This is a genomic window from Brucella haematophila, from assembly GCF_005938105.1.
Lineage (GTDB): Bacteria > Pseudomonadota > Alphaproteobacteria > Rhizobiales > Rhizobiaceae > Brucella > Brucella haematophila.
This window is the reverse complement of the sequence record NZ_VCPE01000016.1, coordinates 30,075-47,553: the sequence shown is the minus strand read 5'-3', so window position 1 is coordinate 47,553 and position 17,479 is coordinate 30,075. Positions and strand designations below refer to the sequence as shown.

The following is a 17,479-nucleotide window of genomic DNA, read 5'->3' as shown; positions in this document are numbered from 1 at the left end:
TTGATCGCCAAACTATCCCAAACCGTCCGTGATGCAATGCGAAATTTGAACTATTTAAGCGAGTTATGTCACGTCAGCGTGAATGATAGCACCTTAACCGATTTGATCGCGAATACGGCCCAAAGACTCTTCGCGACCCAGTACAAAAAGCACATCAAAGACGCCCGGTGAGGTAGCGCGACCGGTCAAGGCGGCACGCAGTGGTTGCGCAATCTTGCCCAGTTTCAGTCCGGTTTTCTCTGCATGGGCGCGAACCACCGCATCCAGTGATTCAATGGTCCATTCTCCGGCAGCTTCCAGATCGGGCAGCACGGATTTCAAAACCGCGCGGCCTTCTTCGTTAAGTAGCGAGGCGGCCTTTTCGTCGAGATCGAGCGGGCGGGCTGCAAAGATGAACTTCGCGCCATCTGCCAGTTCTACGAGCGTCTTGGCGCGGTCCTTGAGGCCCGACATGGCTGCGAGGAGCTGCGCGCTACGCTTGTCGTCGAGCGCTGCGGCGAGTTCCTTGCCGCCTTCGATTTCCGGCAGGACAGCCACCAGAGCGTCGAACAGTGTCTTGTCGTCGCTGCCACGCATATAAAGGCCGTTGATCGCTTCGAGCTTCTGGAAGTCGAAACGGGCAGCGCCCTTGTTGATGTCCGTCACGTCGAACCATTCGATCATTTGTTCGGTCGACATGATTTCGTCGTCACCATGGCTCCAGCCAAGACGGACGAGATAATTGCGGAGTGCTGCCGGCAGGTAGCCCATGGCGCGATAGGCATCGACGCCGAGAGCGCCGTGACGCTTGGAGAGCTTCGCACCGTCCGCACCATGGATCAGCGGAATATGCGACATCTGCGGCACATCCCAGCCCATGGCGTCATAGATCACGGTCTGGCGCGCTGCATTCGTCAAATGATCGTCGCCGCGGATGATATGCGTGACGCCCATATCGTGGTCGTCAACGACAACGGCATGCATATAGGTCGGTGTGCCGTCGGAACGCAGAATGATGAAATCATCGAGATCCTTGTTGGGGAAGCGCACATCGCCCTGTACGGCGTCGCGCACGAGGGTTTCGCCTTCCTGCGGCGCCTTGATGCGAATGACTGGCTTTACGCCTGCAGGCGCTTCGGACGGATCGCGGTCGCGCCAGCGGCCATCATAACGCGGCGGGCGGCCTTCGGCACGCGCCTTCTCGCGCATTTCTTCCAGCTCTTCCGGCGTCGTGTAGCAGTAATAGGCTTTGCCTAGAGCGACGAGTTCTTCGGCGACTTCGCGGTGACGTGGAGCGCGCTCGAACTGCGAGATCGCATCGCCTTCCCAGTCGAGACCAAGCCAGGTCAGGCCGTCGAGAATGGCCGCGGTGGCTGCATCGGTGGAACGTTCACGGTCGGTGTCTTCAATACGCAGCAGCATCTTGCCGCCCGTGTGCTTGGCATAAAGCCAGTTGAACAGCGCAGTACGGGCACCGCCGATATGAAGATAACCCGTGGGCGAAGGGGCAAAACGGGTGACGACCGGTTTCGACATGGTAGCTCCACTTTATTGCGCGCCCGTCAAGACAGCGGCAATTGCCGGGGCAGGGGCGCAAAACTGAATTCTGATACTCGCTACCTAAGAGCGAGAACGAGGATTTCTATAACGAAACCCTCTCGATTTCGACTGGCGTTCATGTAGCATAGGCAGCACTACGCGCAAGGGCTTCGCGTTTGTTTCGGCTCCTTGCGGCATTGTTCTTTTGGGGTATTTCGACAAAAAGACCTTTTTTGCAGTCAGGCGGGGGCATGACGCGCTTAGGTGATATGGCCAAGGCCTCCGATGAGGCCAATGAGCGGGCGCTTGTCAAAAGCCTGCCCGATGGCCTGACGCGTTCTTATCTTCCCGAGTTGTGGCCCGAACCGTCAATTGCTCCCACTGAAAGCCGTGAACGCGATCTGTCTGAACTTCCGAAACCGGATGATGTGCGGAGCCGCGCCAAAAGTCTCGCTCACAAGGTGCCCATCGCCTTTGCCGAGGCGGTTGACCTTGAAACGGCGCGCGGGATTTTCTTTCTGCTGATTCCGATTCTCAGTGGCCTTGGCGCGATTGTTTATTTCACTCTGCCGTTTGAACCAGATTGGACGCCCATTCTGGCTCTGCTGGTTGGGCTGGCTATGGCTCGCATATTGGCGCGGAAGCATTTCTTTGCAGGGCAGGTGCTAACATTGGCGCTTGCTTTCCAACTGGGCCTTGCCAGCGGAAAATGGGAGACCGAACGCATGGCGACGCCGATGCTCGGTTCCGATGTGTCGACACGCGTTACTGGCCGGGTTGTTGCGCTGGATGCGCAGGATAATGGAAGCTGGCGTATTACCCTCGATCTGTTGTCGACAGAACGCCCAACACTGCGCTTTTCACCAACACGCATACGTATAAATGCTCGCGATATACCGGCGGATACATCGATTGGCGGGGGATTAACCGGTTTTGCACGGCTGCGCGTTCCGTCAGGCCCGGTTCGTCCGGGTAATTACGACTTCTCCTTTCATGCCTATTTCAATGGCATTGGAGCAAACGGCTTCTTTCTGGGAAATCCGAAGACGGCAGCTGTTCCGCCACAGACAAGCATAGCGGCGGCAGTCAGCGAATGGATTGCCTTGCTTCGCGTGCGTGTTTCCGAGCGTGTGGAGGAGGTGATCGGCGGTGAAGATGGCAATGTCACCGCCGCATTGATCGCCGGTACGCGCGGCGGCATCAGCGAGAAAACCAATGAAGATCTGCGCAAGGCCGGTCTGGCGCATATCCTCTCTATATCTGGCCTGCATATGGCGCTGGCGGCGGGTGTCGTCATGTTTGCCCTGCGGTCTGCCTTTGCGCTGTTTCCGGGTTTCAGCGTCCGACATCCGGTCAAGAAATATGCCGCTTTCCTGTCGTTGCTAAGCTGCACATTTTATCTCGCCATGTCGGGTGCCGATGTTGCAGCGCAGCGCAGCTATGTGATGATCGCCGTCATGCTCAGCGCCTTGTTGTTTGACCGCGCGGCACTCAGCATGCGCAATGTGGCAATCGCTGGCATGGTGACAATAGCAATCTCACCGCATGAAATACTCGGGCCGAGCTTCCAGATGTCCTATTCGGCAACAGCAGCGCTGATTGCCGGATATGCATGGTGGGGAGCGCGTAAAGCCAAAAAATTGCAGGATGTGGAGAGGCACGCCGCTTCGTCGGTAGCTGGATTGCCATCGAAGATCATGAAATCAGCCATTGCTGCTGCCGGGACTTCGCTTGTAGCGGGAATTGCGAGCGGCATTTTCGCCGCCTACCATTTCAACAATACCGCGCCATTCGGGCTGATTGGCAATGTGCTGGCCGATCCGGTGATCGCCATTCTTGTCATGCCGTTCTCGGTTCTGGGCCTCGTGCTGATGCCGCTCGGCCTTGATTGGCTGCCTTTGACTATTGCCGGGTCTGGTATCTGGATTGTCCGCACCCTCGCGAGCCTGATCGGGGCATGGTCGCCTGATGGCAATCCGGGAGCGATGCCGGTCGCGGCTCTCGCATTCTGGACCATAGCGCTCGTGATAGCGGTGTTGTTCACAACGCGATTCAAGATGCTGGCGTTACCATTTGTTTTGGCGGGATTTATTGCCTTCATGCACCAGCCGTTTCCAGATGTTGTGATATCCGAAGATGCAAAGCTGGTCGGCGTCCGTCTGCCCGATGGGCGTTTTGCAGTGAATCGCGACAGACCGTCGAAGTTCACGGTCGATAACTGGAAAACCGCCTATCTCGCAACGCAATTTCTAATACCGCAGCACACAAAAGACTGGCTTCGCGGAATACCGACTGACGGCTTTATCTGCGAAGATGAGCTCTGCACGATTACATTACGCGATGGGCGGGTACTGGCCTATACGGCTGATCCTGCCATTCAGGATATCGCGTGTGATGTGGGTGATGTCGTTATCCTCGCCGTAGCTGGGAAAACACAGGGATGTACCATCCAGAACAAACTGGTCATCAACCGGCGTGACTTGGCATTGCGGGGAACGGTCGAGATGAGACTAGGCGACAAGAATGTCAATGCCAGCACTCCTGCCACGGTTCCAACTGGTGATTTGGCGCCGGCCAGCGACAACGCGCCCCTGAGGCATGGTTTTGCCGATCCACGTTTTGACGACAGGCTAGCTTTCGCCATCGATGAGCCGCGGCGTCCATGGCATCTGTTCCGGCTCTATTCACGCGCAGCACGCGGTTTGCCAGATTGGGAATATAAGAAGAAGCAGCCTGCTCAAAAGGCAGAAACACAATGCCCGGCCACTGACGATCAGGAGCTGGGCAAATGCGAATGACAATATTGGGCTGAGCGCCTGTGATTCAGTAGACTGGCGGTTCAACTCGCCCTTTCATGCATGTGTTTCCGAAAACGGTGCCCCATTTTCGGGCCTAACGATCAGTACCGGCGGATCAATCCGACCAGTTTGCCCTGCACGCGAACGCGGTCTGGGCCGAAGATACGTGTTTCATAAGCTGGGTTTGCGGCTTCAAGCGCAATAGATGCGCCCTTGCGGCGGAACCGCTTCAAAGTTGCTTCTTCATCATCAACCAGTGCGACGACGATTTCACCCGGATTGGCGATATCGCCGCGCTTGATGATGACTGTATCGCCGTCAAAAATCCCGGCCTCGATCATCGAGTCGCCTTTGACCTCCAGCGCATAATGCTCACCCGCCCCAATCATTTCAGGGGGGAGGCTGAGCGAATGCGTCTGACTCTGGATGGCTGAGATCGGCACACCGGCAGCGATGCGCCCCATGACTGGCACTGATACAGTTGCCGAAACATCATCATTGGTTGCAACAGGCGCGGAGCGTAATGGCTGCACAGGCGCAGGAGGTGCCTTGCCCAGACTGCCTTCGATGACGCTCGGTGCAAATTTCTTCTGCGCGTTCAGGCCCGGTGCAATCGAATCCGGCAGGCGCAGCACTTCCAGCGCACGTGCCCGGTTCGGCAGCCTGCGAATGAAGCCCCGTTCTTCCAAAGCGGTGATCAGGCGATGAATGCCCGACTTGGAAGCAAGATCGAGCGCTTCCTTCATTTCGTCAAAAGAGGGCGGAATGCCTGTTTCTTTCAGACGATCATGAATGAACAGCAGAAGCTCGTGCTGCTTACGGGTCAACATGCGCGACACCCTCCGGCCAGATAAGAATCGAGAAAAACAAAACCAGAACGAACACTATATGTTCCAGTCTTGTTCTGCAATGGTTTTAAAATGATTAACGGGCTGGCGGCTTGTTGCCGGAATGTTCACAGGGCGACGTAACGGGCCGTTCGTCATCGATGGAAGCGTTTTAGTTTCAATCCGTTACGGCTTTTGCTTAGCGTGGTTTCGAGGCAGCAAACGTGACCATTCTGGTGCTTTTTAACGTAGCATGAGCACGCGGCACGAACTGCCTGCATCTGCTGCCGGGGCATTTTCGTCACGAATGAGCAATGCATTGGAGCCGACGAGGGCTGTCAGCATGGACGAATCCTGTACTGAAAATGGTGTTGCAAGCAGCGTTCCATCGCTTTGCGATTCGACCGTGGCGCGTACAAAATCGCGCCGATGGTCATTGGCAGGCATCGCCTGACCGAGCTTTGCGGGACGGATATCTGCCGTCAGATCGGTGCCTGCAAGTTTCGCAATAAGCGGGCGGAGAAAAACGAGGCTGCAAACGAGGCTTGAAACCGGGTTTCCCGGCAGGCCGATCACGTGAACAGTTTTGCCGTCGACAGTCTTGCGCCCATACATGAGCGGCTTGCCGGGACGCATGGCGATTTTCCAGAAACCGAGATCGACACCGCAATTGCGCAAAGCGCCATGCACGTAGTCGCGATCACCGACCGATGCGCCGCCAATGGTCACCAGAACATCGATTCCACCGTTCAGAGCGCTGGCAATAGCCGCCTCGATCTGTGCCGGATCATCCGGAATGATGCCCATATCTTCGGATTTGCCACCTGCACGGCGCACGATGTCGGCAATACCGACACTGTTCGAGGCGACAATCTGGTCCGGTCCGGGCTCGGCTCCGGGCGGCACAAGCTCGTCGCCGGTCGCCAATATGGAGACACGCGGCTTGCAAAACACATCGAGCGTTGGATTGCCGCTTGCAGCAGCCAGTGACAGGGCGGGTGCGTCCAGTTCGCGACCGACCGGTATGACGGTCTTGCCCGGAGCAAAATCGAGACCGGCCCGGCGGATATGCCGTCCGGGTTCCAAACCTTCCAGAATGGTCAGCTGATCGCCGGAGCGTTCGGTATGTTCCTGAATGACAATCGTGTCGGCAGCTTCCGGCATCGGTGCGCCGGTGAAAATGCGCACGGCCTGTCCGGGCTGCAAGGAGCCTTCGAAACGTTTGCCAGCGGCTGACTCGCCGATAACCGTCATCGGTATCGGATAGGCGATTTCTGCTGGCGCTATCAGCGCATAGCCATCCATGGCCGAGCAGTCGAACGGCGGCTGCAGGAAACGGGCCACGATGGCGCGGGCAACCACGCGCCCGCCTGCTTCGTTCAGCGTAACAGTTTCAGGGCCATGCGGTTCTGCGGAGGAAAGTATACGGCCCAGAGCATCTTCGACCGGGAGAAGGGACATGGTATTTCCTCTCGAACTCAGTTTTGTGAGGCCGCTTCAGGCCTTCCAGTCGCCGGACTTGCCACCGCTCTTTTCCACCACGCGAATATTGCCGATTTCCATTTGGCGATCGACAGCCTTGGCCATGTCGTAGATTGTCAGGCAGGTTACGGAAACAGCTGTAAGCGCTTCCATTTCAACGCCTGTGCGGCCTTTCAGCTTGGCAAGCGCATGTACGCGCAGACCGGGCAATGCGTGGTCCGGGGTGATATCGACCGCAACCTTGGTCAGCATCAGCGGGTGGCAAAGCGGAATGAGGTCGGCGGTTTTCTTCGCAGCCATAATGCCAGCAAGACGGGCCGTGCCGATCACATCGCCCTTCGCTGCATCGCCAGCCAAAATGAGCGCCAGCGTTTCCGGTTTCATGGTCACGCTGCCTTCGGCAACGGCCTGACGCTCGGTCTCGTCCTTGGAGCCGACATCCACCATATTGGCAGCGCCAGACTGATCGAGATGGGTGAGCTTGGCCGCGTCCGAGGTCATGACATCACGCCTTGCCGGTCAGAAGCTCGCGTGTGGCGGCAGCAACATCGTCCTTGCGCATCAGGCTTTCGCCGATGAGGAACGTGCCGATGCCGGATTTTTCCAGGCGCAGGCAATCGTCATGGGTGAAGATGCCGCTTTCGCCAACCAGCAAACGGTCGGCAGGGGCCATTTTCGACAGGCGTTCGGAAACCGCCAGATCGACTTCAAATGTGCGCAGATTGCGATTGTTGACGCCGAGTAGACGCGAGGAAAGCTTGAGCGCACGTTCCATTTCGGCCTCGTCATGCACTTCGATGAGCGCATCCATGCCGAGTTCGAAAGCGGTTTCTTCCAGCGCTCGGGCCAGATCGTCGTCGACGCTTGCGAGAATGATCAGAATGCAGTCCGCACCCCAGCTGCGCGCTTCATAGACCTGATAGGTGTCGAACAGAAAATCCTTGCGCAAAGCAGGCAGGCTGCATGCTGCGCGCGCTGCCATCAGAAATTCCGGCGCACCCTGGAAGGATGGCGTATCGGTCAGAACTGAAAGGCAGGCAGCGCCACCGTCTTCATAGGCTTTTGCCAGTGCTGGCGGGTTGAAATCCGGGCGGATCAGGCCTTTGGACGGGCTGGCCTTCTTGATTTCGGCAATCAGGGCAAACTTGTCGGCTGCGCGCTTGGCTTCGAGCGCCTTGAGGAAGCCCCGCGGCGCAGCCTGATCCCTGGCGAGCGCCTTCAGGTCTTCAACCGTGTGACGCGCCTTGGCAGCCGCGATTTCCTCGCGCTTATAGACTTCGATCTTACGGAGAATGTCGGTGGACATGATGCGCTTCCTCTCGTCAGACTGTCTTGTCGTTTGAGACAGCGATTACTTTTTGCAAAACGGCCAATGCCGCGCCGCTATCAATCGAATGGGCGGCCTGAGTGATGCCGTCCTTCAGGTCCTCGGCCTTGCCTGCAATTACCAGCGCTGCGGCGGAGTTGAGAAGGACGATGTCGCGATAGGCGTTCTTCGCGCCTTCCAGCACGGCGATCAACGCCTTGGCATTCTCGGCAGCATCGCCGCCTTTCAGCTCTTCCGGCTTGCAGCGGCGCAAACCGACTTCCTCGGGCGTGATTGTGAACGTGCGGACGGTGCCATTTTCAAGCGCCGCGATCTGCGTTGTTCCAGCGGTGGTCATTTCATCGAGACCATCGCCATAGACGACCCAGACGGCTTCCATGCCGAGTTCGTTGAGCACATGCGCCAGCGGTTCAACCCATTGGGCCGCAAATACGCCCAAAAGCTGGCGCTTCACGCTTGCCGGATTGGCCAGCGGTCCAAGTATGTTGAAAATCGTGCGCGTTCCAAGCTCCACGCGGGACGGGCCGACGTGGCGCATGGCGGAATGGTGCATTGGCGCAAACATGAAGCCGAGACCGGCTTCCCGGGCGCTGCGGCCGATGGTTTCCGCATCGGCCTCGATATTGACGCCAAGTGCCGCGAGCGTGTCAGCAGCGCCTGAGCGCGAGGACAGGGCGCGGTTGCCATGCTTGGCGACCGGTACGCCAGCGCCAGCCACGACGAAGGCCGAGCACGAGGACACATTATAGGAACCGGACTGATCGCCGCCAGTGCCGACAATGTCTATGGCGTTTGCCGGGGCGACGACAGGCAGCATGCGCGACCGCATGGAAGCGACTGCGCCGACGATTTCCGGCACGGTTTCGCCGCGCACGCGCAAAGCCATCAGAAAGCCGCCGATCTGCGAAGGCGTTGCCTGACCGGACATCATGATGTCGAACGCGGCCTTGGAATCCTCCTGCGACAGTGGTTCGCCGGAGGCCGCTTTCGCGATGTATGGTTTCAGATCAGCCATTTTCTTTCTGCCGCTTGTTTATGTGAATTCTTGCGTTCCGGAGCTGTGCTCAGCAGAACCTAGAACGCAAGAGCATTGTTGATGATGGTCTGGTTGATCTTCACCGGATACTGCTTTTGCAATTCGCCAACCATCTGTTCCAGCACGTCGTCAGAAAGGGCGGTCGACAGATAGTTGCGCTGCTGTTCAGGAATGGTGTCTGGACCAGCACTTGCAGGCTCGGTCACTTCCGTCACCTTGAAGAGAATCTGCGCGTCATCGGAAGGCGCTGCCGCCGTGCCGGTGAAACCGTTCGGGCCACGGAAAATCTGCGCTGCCGCAGCCGAGCCGATATCGGCATCGTTGGTCGAGCGGGTCACGCCACGCTTGGTCTGCTTTTCAAGGCCGAGTTCCGATGCAATTGCATCAAGCGTTGCGCCGCCATCGAGACGCTTCTTGAGATCTTCCAGACGCTGATTGAGGCGCTTGACAGCTTCCTCACCCTTCCATGCGGCCACAACCTTGTCCTTGACTTCGTCGAGGGTGCGGTCGCGGGCAGGAGTGACGCCATCGATCTGGTACCAGAGATAGCCGACATTGCCCATGGTCAATGCATCATTGTCAAAGCCCTGTTCCGCCTGGAAAGCAGCCGCCAGAAGCGCCTTTCCGTTCGGCAGTTCAACCGGCTTACCGGATGGATCGTTGCCTTCTGCATCGACTGCATCGACGGTAACAGTCTTGAGGCTAAGGCCCTTGGCGACATCGGCCATCGACGCGCCATCGGAGCGCTGCTGTTCATAGGAATCGTGAATGCCGCTGATGCTGCTTGCCGCGATGTTGTTGGCAAGGGTCGTGCGGATTTCGGCTTCGACTTCCGTGAGCGGCTTGACATGCGCCTGGTCGATCTTGGTAACGCGCAGAATGACCGGGCCAAAACCGCCCTTGACGACAGGGCTTACGCCGTTTTCCGCCAGCGCAAAGGCTGCATCGGCGATGGTCTGGTCAGGAATGGCGCTTTTCTCGAAAGTGCCGAGCTTCAGATCGTCTTCGGTTTTGCCCTGTTCCTTGCCGATGTCGAGGAAGCTCGTGCCAGCGGCAATCTTTTCCTGCGCGGCATTGGCCGCAGCCTCATCTGCAAAGCTGATCTGCTCGATGGCGCGCTGTTCGACCGTGCCGTAGCGCGCCTTGTTCTTCTCGTAATATTCGTTGATTTCTTCCTGCGTCACGGCAGCCGGATCGGCAATGTCGACAGGCTCCAGCTTGACGTAGCTGATCTTGCGATATTCAGGCGCCTTGTACTCATCCTTTTGCGCATCGAAATAGGCCTTGAGGGCGTCGTCCGACGGGGCAGGGATCGCGTCTGATTTTTCCACAGGAATGGTGATGTAGTCGACGCTGCGGCTTTCGCCCTGATAAAGCGCCAGTGCCTTGAGCATCGCGTCAGGCATCTTGATGCCGCCGGTGGCAGCGTCGACCATTTGCTGGCGACGGGCAACCTTGGCGCGATTTTCGAGATAATCCTGAGCGCGAATGCCGGACTGGCGCAACACCGCGTCAAACTGCGCGCGATTGAAATTGCCGCCGGCGTCCTGGAATGCCGGGTCTTCCGCCGTCAGGCGTGCAATGCCGTCCTTCGACAGGCCGAGCTGCATGTTGCGTGCGCCTTCGTCGAGCACGACACCGGCTGCAAGCTGCGCCAGAACCTGGTTTTCAACGCCGATGGATTTTGCCTGTTCACGCGTCAGACGCTGGCGGAACTGCTGCGACAGGCGCATGACCTGCTGCTCATAAGCGAAGCGATAGTCGGTCGCGCTGACTTCGGAGCCGCCTGCTGTCAGCGCGGCGTTGCCTGTCATGCCACCGCGGAAAACATCCGCGATGCCCCAGACGCCGAAGCTCAGGACGAGCACACCAAGCAGAAGCTTGGAGATCCAGGAGCGAGAGGCAGAGCGCAGGCTGTCGAGCATGGGAAACCCTTCGATTATGATATAAAGCTCGGCTTTGGTTGAGTTGAGCCAGTCGTTGAATTGAACCGTTCAGGGGATAACCCCAAGCAAGCCCCATATGCAAGGTCTCATTGAGGCTCTGCAACCAAGAACATTTGCATTGCGACACGAATATGCTTAGTCAGTGGCAAAATTCGGCGCGGCCATGCGTTATTTGCTGGAAGCGTCTGCCGTTTACAAAGGCGAGGAGAATACAATGACTCCGGGTATCCGTCCGTTGGTCGCTGGCAACTGGAAGATGAATGGCACGGGAGAATCTCTCACCGAGCTGCGCGCGATTGCAGCCGGTCTGAGCTCCGATTTCGGCAGAAAACTCGATGCGGTGATCTGTGTGCCTGCTACTCTGCTGTCACGCGCTGCCGAAACACTCTCTGGAGAAACCACGGTCGGCCTCGGCGGGCAGGACAGCCACTCCAAGGTGTCTGGCGCACATACCGGCGATATTTCGGCCGAAATGCTGAAAGAAGCAGGCGCAAGTCACGTCATTATCGGCCATTCGGAACGCCGTACAGATCACGGCGAAACCAACGATGTTGTGAAGGCAAAGACCGAAGCCGCTTGGGCAGCCGGCCTTGTGACCATCGTTTGCGTCGGTGAAACCGCGGATGAACGCAAGTCGGAACGCACGCTCGAAGTCATCGGCTCGCAGCTGGCAGGTTCCCTGCCGGATGGCCTGACTGCCGAAAACACTATCATTGCCTATGAGCCCGTGTGGGCGATCGGCACGGGCCTGACGCCGACGGTGCAGGATGTCCGTGCTGCCCATGCCTTCATGCGCGAGCAGCTGACCGAGCGCTTCGGAGCCAAGGGCGCGCATCTGCGCCTTCTCTATGGCGGTTCGGTCAAGCCTTCCAACTCTACCGAATTGCTCGGCATTGCCGATGTTGACGGTGCACTTGTTGGCGGAGCGAGCTTGAAGGCGACCGACTTCCTCGCCATATGCGAGACCTATCGCAACCTTTAAGCGGTGCCTTGCCCTGCCGTGCTTCTAACTTGGGCGGCGGGGCTTGGATTATCACGCAATAGCGTGTAAAGAGCCGCATCTATTCTATCGTGCAGTCTGGACATGGTCATGTGATGTGTCCTGGAACTGCTTTAGTTCAGGGACGTAAAGACCGTTACCCATGCAAACCGTACTCATTGTCATTCATTTGTTGATCGTGCTGGCGCTTGTCGGCGTTGTGCTTATCCAGCGCTCTGAAGGCGGCGGCCTTGGCATTGGCGGCGGTTCTGGCTTCATGACGGCGCGGGGTGCCGCCAATGCGCTCACCCGTACGACTGCCATTCTGGCAATCGGCTTCTTCGCGACGTCGCTGGTTCTCGGCATCATGGCGCGTTATGGCGAACGCCCGACCGACATCCTGAACCGTATTCCGGCAGCATCCGGCAGCCAGACGGCTCCGGCAGGCGGCAACGGCGCTGGCGGCGGCATTCTCAATCAGCTTGGCGGCGAGTCTTCTCGCACCAACACGAATGAGACCGCACCTGCTGCGCCGGGCGCTGCTCCAGCAGCTCCGACCGGAACCACCGCACCGCAGGCGCCGGCTACGCCGGAAGCTCCGGCCAACCCGGTTCCAAGCTCACAGTAAAAAGAGCTTTCTATTCAAGAGATTGTGAAACCGGCCCAATCGGCCGGTTTTCTTTTTGTTAACCGTCAAATTGCAAAGTGTTGCAAGCAGGCAATAGGCTTTCACGAATCGCATTGCACAACTGTTGCAACGAATTGAGTCGTACCTGCGTTTACAGTATGGAAAGCGAAAGCTTGGTCGCAAAGCTGCGGCAGCTATTTTCCGCTTGTGCTTGGATTTTCGGGAACTGATCATGTTTTCACGTCGTATTCTTATGGCTGGCATTGCGAGCCTTTGCGTTGGAATTTCCGCGCCGGCTTTTGCCGCTTCGCCGGTCGGTGCCGAGGCACAGCTGAATGAAGCCGCTGCCGCTAACGTGCAGCAGGTTGCGCTTTCGAGCGACGCCAAGGCCAATCCGGACAAGCCGAAGAAGAAGAAAAAGAGCGCTTCCAACGGCAATGCCGGTGTGAAGGCCAACAAGTACAATATCGATCCCAAGTTCCGCGCGCAGGAAGTGGCCTTCACGGGCTACAAGCCGGGCACCATCGTGATCGATCCGAAGCAGCGTTTCCTCTACTATGTGGAAACCTCGACGACGGCGCGCCGCTATGGCATCGCAGTTGGCAAGCAGGGCCTTGAGTTCAAGGGTTCCGCGACCGTTAACGCCAAGCGTGAATGGCCGCGCTGGATCCCGACCAAGGAAATGGTCGAGCGCGATCCAGGCCATTACGGTCGTTTCAAGAACGGCATGGATGGTGGCCCGGGCAACCCGCTCGGTTCGCGCGCCATGTATCTGTTCCAGGGTAACAAAGACACCTATATCCGCATTCACGGAACGGTTCAGCCCTGGACCATCGGCAGCTCCGCTTCGAACGGCTGCTTCCGTATGATCAATGAAGATGTCATGGATCTTTACGAGCGCGTCGGTCTCGGCACCGAAGTCGTCGTTCTCTGATCTATCTTGACGATCTGAAAAATGGCCGGGCTTTTGGGCCCGGCTTTTCTTTGGCCATTCTATCCATGGCGCGGCACCTCGCTTGAGGCCTTATCTGTGGATTTCGGGCTTCGGCATGGAAATGTCGGGCAGGGGCCATTAAGACGTTACTACGTATTCACTCCGGAGGTCGTGCTCCGGTCAGGTTCAGCGTATGGCGTTCACATTCGTGGAATACGCTGAGGGTCTCGTGTCGCTCTCCAAACGTTCCGTTTTGGGGTGGCATGTCTGGGTTCAACAACGATTACCGCATCGCTTCAGTGAAAAATCACTTTGGAGCGCATTTTTTTGTGGTGGAATCAATTAAGAAAGTCTAACGAGATAAGCCCATGGCGCGATATGTTTTCATCACTGGCGGCGTGGTTTCTTCCCTTGGAAAAGGCATAGCTGCTGCAGCACTGGCTGCACTCCTTCAGGCACGCGGTTACCGCGTGCGTATCCGTAAACTCGACCCTTATCTGAACGTCGATCCCGGCACGATGTCGCCTTACCAGCATGGTGAGGTGTTCGTCACTGACGATGGTGCCGAAACCGACCTCGATCTCGGTCATTACGAGCGGTTCACCGGTCGTCCTGCAAACAAGCAGGACAATATTACCACCGGTCGCATCTACCGTAACATCATCGAAAAGGAACGCCGCGGCGACTATCTCGGCGCGACGGTTCAGGTCATTCCGCACGTTACCGACGAGATCAAGAACTTTGTTCTCGAGGGCAACGAGGATTATGATTTCGTGCTGTGCGAAATCGGCGGCACCGTTGGCGACATCGAAGCCATGCCGTTCCTCGAAGCGATCCGTCAGCTTGGCAATGAACTGCCGCGCGGAGCAGCCGTTTACATCCATCTGACGCTGATGCCGTATATTCCGGCGGCGGGCGAACTCAAGACTAAGCCGACTCAGCATTCGGTCAAGGAACTGCGGTCCATCGGTATTGCTCCGGATATTCTTCTGGTGCGTGCGGATCGTGAAATTCCGGAATCCGAACGTCGCAAGCTGTCGCTGTTCTGTAACGTGCGTGAAAGCGCCGTTATCCAGGCGCTCGACGTGGCGACGATCTATGATGTGCCGATTGCTTACCACAAGGAAGGTCTCGATTCGGAAGTCCTTTCGGCGTTCGGTATCGACCCGGCTCCAAAGCCGCGCATGGATCGCTGGGAAGAAGTTTCCCATCGCCTGCACAATCCGGAAGGCGAAGTCACCATCGCTATCGTCGGCAAATATACGGGTCTGAAGGACGCGTATAAGTCGCTGATCGAAGCGCTTTATCACGGTGGTCTTGCCAATAAGGTGAAGGTCAATCTCGACTGGATCGAAGCCGAAGTCTTTGAAAGTGAAGATCCGGCTCCGCATCTTGAAAAGGTGCACGGCATTCTGGTGCCGGGTGGCTTTGGCGAGCGTGGCGCAGAGGGCAAGATTCTTGCGGCGAAGTTCGCTCGTGAGCGGAAGGTTCCGTATTTCGGCATTTGCTTCGGCATGCAGATGGCCTGCATCGAGGCAGCGCGTAATCTGGTTGGCATTGAAAACGCATCTTCGACCGAATTCGGCCCGACCAAGGAGCCGGTTGTTGGTCTGATGACCGAATGGCTCAAGGGCAACATGCTCGAGAAGCGCGCAGCAGCGGGCGATCTTGGCGGCACGATGCGTCTTGGCGCCTATGAAGCGGCTCTTGCTCCGGGTTCCAAGATTGCGGAAATCTACGGTTCGACCGATATTTTCGAGCGTCACCGTCACCGCTACGAAGTCAATGTCGACTATAAGGCGCGTCTCGAAGAGGCTGGCCTCAATTTCGCAGGCATGTCGCCGGATGGCGTTCTGCCGGAAACTGTCGAATATCCGGACCATCCATGGTTCATCGGCGTTCAGTACCATCCGGAACTGAAGTCCCGTCCGTTTGAACCGCATCCGCTCTTCGCTTCGTTCATCGAAGCGGCGATTGAACAAAGCCGTCTGGTTTGATGCATGAATAGTGATCTCGCGCGCAACGCTCGTTCGGTCGACCATCTGGTTCTGCCGGTTGAACAACTGGACGAAGCGCGCGCGAGACTTTCCCTCTTGGGATTTACAGTGGCCCCGAATGCCCAGCATCCATTCGGCACCGCCAATGTGTGCAGCTTTTTTGCTGACGACACCTATCTGGAAATGCTGGCAGTCGACCGCGAGCCGCTTTATGTGGCTGCCGCCCGTCGCTCGAACAGTTTCATTCTCCGCGATCAGGCCTACCGCTTCCGCAGCGGACAGGACGGCTTTTCCGGAATAGCCTTCAAGACCGATGATGCCCGCGCCGATCACGCCGAGTTCAAACGGCGTGGTGTTTCCGGTGGCCGCATGGTCGAGTTTTCCCGCGCGTTTCTCAGCCGGGAAGGCAAGCGCGAGATCGCCAGTTTCCGTCTGTCTTTTGCTGCGGATTTGCGCGCTCCCGATGCCTTTTTCTTCTGTTGCCAGCGGCTGGCATATCCGAAAACGGATCGTTCGCATCTGATTGCGCATGAGAATGGCGTCACCGGCCTGCGCAAAATCCTGATCTGCGAGGAAAATCCGGCAGAGTTTTCGGAATTGCTGCAAGGCGTGTTTCATGCGCCTGCGCGCAAGCATGACGGTGGTTCTCTGGAAATCACCGCCGGCAATGCCGATATAGAGATCGTTCCTTCCAAACAGTTTGAACAGAGCTTTGGATGGTTGCCAGAACTGCATGGTCGCGGTTTGCGGCTTGCAGGACTGGTCTTCACGGTTGCTTCGCTTTTGACAGTCGAGCAGCTTCTTGACCGCAACGGTGTCACGTTTCTGAAAAGAGATGGCCGTATCATCGTTTCTCCGGCTAAAGGCCAGGGTACGTTGTTCGTATTTGAAGGTGTTGAGTAAATGACGACCGCCAATTCCTCCGTCAAAGTCGGTAATGTTACCTTCTCCAACAGCGCGCGTTTCGCGCTGATCGCTGGCCCCTGCCAGATGGAAACGCGGGAGCATGCCTTCGACATGGCAGGCCGCCTGAAGGAAATCACCGACAAGCTGGGTATCGGTCTCGTCTACAAGTCCAGCTTCGACAAGGCCAACCGCACGTCGTTGAAAGCGGAGCGCGGTATCGGTCTCGAAAAGGCGCTGGAGGTTTTTACCGATCTGAAAAAGGAATTCGGCTTTCCGGTTCTGACCGATATTCACACGGAAGAACAATGCGCTGCCGTCGCACCGGTTGTTGATGTGCTCCAGATTCCGGCTTTCCTCTGCCGTCAGACCGATCTGCTGGTCGCCGCCGCAAAGACGGGCCGCGTGGTCAATGTCAAGAAGGGGCAGTTCCTGGCACCCTGGGACATGAAGAATGTTCTGGCCAAGATCACCGAAAGCGGCAATCCGAATGTGCTCGCAACCGAACGCGGCGCGTCTTTCGGCTATAATACGCTGGTTTCCGACATGCGTTCGCTGCCGATCATGGCTGGCCTTGGCGCGCCGGTAGTGTTCGATGCGACCCATTCGGTACAGCAGCCGGGCGGGCAGGGCGGTTCGTCAGGCGGACAGCGCGAATTTGTTGAAACACTGGCTCGCGCAGCGGTGGCTGTCGGGGTAGCCGGTCTCTTCATTGAAACCCATCAGGATCCAGACAATGCGCCGTCGGACGGACCAAACATGGTACCGATCGACAAGATGCCAGCATTGCTGGAAAAGCTGGTGGCGTTCGACCGGATTGCCAAGGGGCTTTAGTGTCTGTTCCAAAAGCCGTCATGCCGGGCTGCAAATGGCAATTTCTGCGCTTCCGGTGCTCACGTACCCAAAAGTACGCTGCGCTCCGGTTCTCGAAATCACCATTTTCGCCGCTGCCTGCCACCTTTTTGATTCAGACACTCGGAATTCAAAGCGAATTGTGAAAGGCGGGGGATTTTCCTCCGCCTTTTGTTTCGCTAAGGATGTGCCCACATCGGATTTGTTCAGCAGCTTCGCGGATAAGCGGAGCGATCTATAGGGAAGGACTGG

The 17,479-nt window shown here is 57.4% G+C and carries 14 protein-coding genes; 7 read left to right on the top strand and 7 right to left on the bottom strand.

Annotated features, from left to right (window positions below; all coding sequences use genetic code 11):
* Positions 1 to 93 precede the first annotated feature (93 nt).
* The gene (gene gltX, locus FGI60_RS20680; RefSeq protein ID WP_138786805.1) at positions 94 to 1,515 is read right to left on the bottom strand and encodes a glutamate--tRNA ligase; all 1,422 of its coding nucleotides are present in this window, start codon (positions 1,513 to 1,515) and stop codon (positions 94 to 96) included.
* A 254-nt stretch (positions 1,516 to 1,769) separates the two neighbouring features.
* On the opposite strand from gltX, the gene FGI60_RS20675 reads away from it, so the two are divergent.
* The gene (locus tag FGI60_RS20675; protein ID WP_138786804.1) at positions 1,770 to 4,316 is read left to right on the top strand and encodes a ComEC/Rec2 family competence protein; all 2,547 of its coding nucleotides are present in this window, start codon (positions 1,770 to 1,772) and stop codon (positions 4,314 to 4,316) included.
* Positions 4,317 to 4,417: 101 nt separating this feature from the next.
* On the opposite strand, the gene lexA is transcribed toward FGI60_RS20675, so the two are convergent.
* The 6 genes from lexA to FGI60_RS20645 all read right to left on the bottom strand — a co-directional run bounded on the left by lexA (position 4,418) and on the right by FGI60_RS20645 (position 10,913).
* Positions 4,418 to 5,146 carry a transcriptional repressor LexA gene (lexA, locus tag FGI60_RS20670; protein ID WP_078340389.1) on the bottom strand — a complete coding sequence of 243 codons (729 nt, stop codon included), beginning with the start codon at positions 5,144 to 5,146 and terminating at the stop codon, positions 4,418 to 4,420.
* A 240-nt stretch (positions 5,147 to 5,386) separates the two neighbouring features.
* Positions 5,387 to 6,604, bottom strand: coding sequence for a molybdopterin molybdotransferase MoeA (locus tag FGI60_RS20665; protein ID WP_138786803.1), 1,218 nt, complete (start codon positions 6,602 to 6,604; stop codon positions 5,387 to 5,389).
* Positions 6,605 to 6,640: 36 nt separating this feature from the next.
* Positions 6,641 to 7,126: a cyclic pyranopterin monophosphate synthase MoaC gene (moaC, locus tag FGI60_RS20660; RefSeq protein WP_138786802.1), complete on the bottom strand. Its 486-nt coding sequence runs from the start codon at positions 7,124 to 7,126 to the stop codon at positions 6,641 to 6,643.
* Positions 7,127 to 7,130: 4 nt separating this feature from the next.
* Positions 7,131 to 7,931 carry an indole-3-glycerol phosphate synthase TrpC gene (trpC, locus tag FGI60_RS20655; RefSeq protein WP_138786801.1) on the bottom strand — a complete coding sequence of 267 codons (801 nt, stop codon included), beginning with the start codon at positions 7,929 to 7,931 and terminating at the stop codon, positions 7,131 to 7,133.
* Positions 7,932 to 7,947: 16 nt separating this feature from the next.
* A complete protein-coding gene (gene trpD / locus FGI60_RS20650) occupies positions 7,948 to 8,967 on the bottom strand; it encodes an anthranilate phosphoribosyltransferase (RefSeq protein ID WP_138786800.1) in 1,020 nt (339 codons plus the stop codon).
* A 59-nt stretch (positions 8,968 to 9,026) separates the two neighbouring features.
* The gene (locus FGI60_RS20645; RefSeq protein WP_138786799.1) at positions 9,027 to 10,913 is read right to left on the bottom strand and encodes a peptidyl-prolyl cis-trans isomerase; all 1,887 of its coding nucleotides are present in this window, start codon (positions 10,911 to 10,913) and stop codon (positions 9,027 to 9,029) included.
* Positions 10,914 to 11,148: 235 nt separating this feature from the next.
* Between FGI60_RS20645 and tpiA the strand changes: the two genes are divergently transcribed.
* The 6 genes from tpiA to kdsA all read left to right on the top strand — a co-directional run bounded on the left by tpiA (position 11,149) and on the right by kdsA (position 17,209).
* On the top strand, positions 11,149 to 11,916 hold the full coding sequence (tpiA, locus tag FGI60_RS20640; RefSeq protein WP_138786798.1) for a triose-phosphate isomerase: 768 nt from the start codon (positions 11,149 to 11,151) through the stop codon (positions 11,914 to 11,916).
* 160 nt (positions 11,917 to 12,076) lie between these two features.
* Complete coding sequence (secG, locus tag FGI60_RS20635; protein ID WP_138786797.1) at positions 12,077 to 12,541, top strand: preprotein translocase subunit SecG; 465 nt, start codon at positions 12,077 to 12,079, stop codon at positions 12,539 to 12,541.
* Between the two features lie 232 nt (positions 12,542 to 12,773).
* Positions 12,774 to 13,475 carry a L,D-transpeptidase gene (locus tag FGI60_RS20630; RefSeq protein WP_138786796.1) on the top strand — a complete coding sequence of 234 codons (702 nt, stop codon included), beginning with the start codon at positions 12,774 to 12,776 and terminating at the stop codon, positions 13,473 to 13,475.
* A gap of 368 nt (positions 13,476 to 13,843) precedes the next feature.
* Entirely contained in the window at positions 13,844 to 15,472 is a 1,629-nt protein-coding gene (locus FGI60_RS20625) for a CTP synthase (RefSeq protein WP_078340397.1), read from the top strand.
* 3 nt (positions 15,473 to 15,475) lie between these two features.
* Positions 15,476 to 16,375, top strand: coding sequence for a VOC family protein (locus FGI60_RS20620; RefSeq protein ID WP_138786795.1), 900 nt, complete (start codon positions 15,476 to 15,478; stop codon positions 16,373 to 16,375).
* Positions 16,376 to 17,209 (top strand): 3-deoxy-8-phosphooctulonate synthase, encoded by an 834-nt coding sequence (gene kdsA / locus FGI60_RS20615; protein WP_138786794.1) that lies wholly within the window; start codon positions 16,376 to 16,378, stop codon positions 17,207 to 17,209.
* The last annotated feature ends 270 nt before the right edge of the window (positions 17,210 to 17,479 follow it).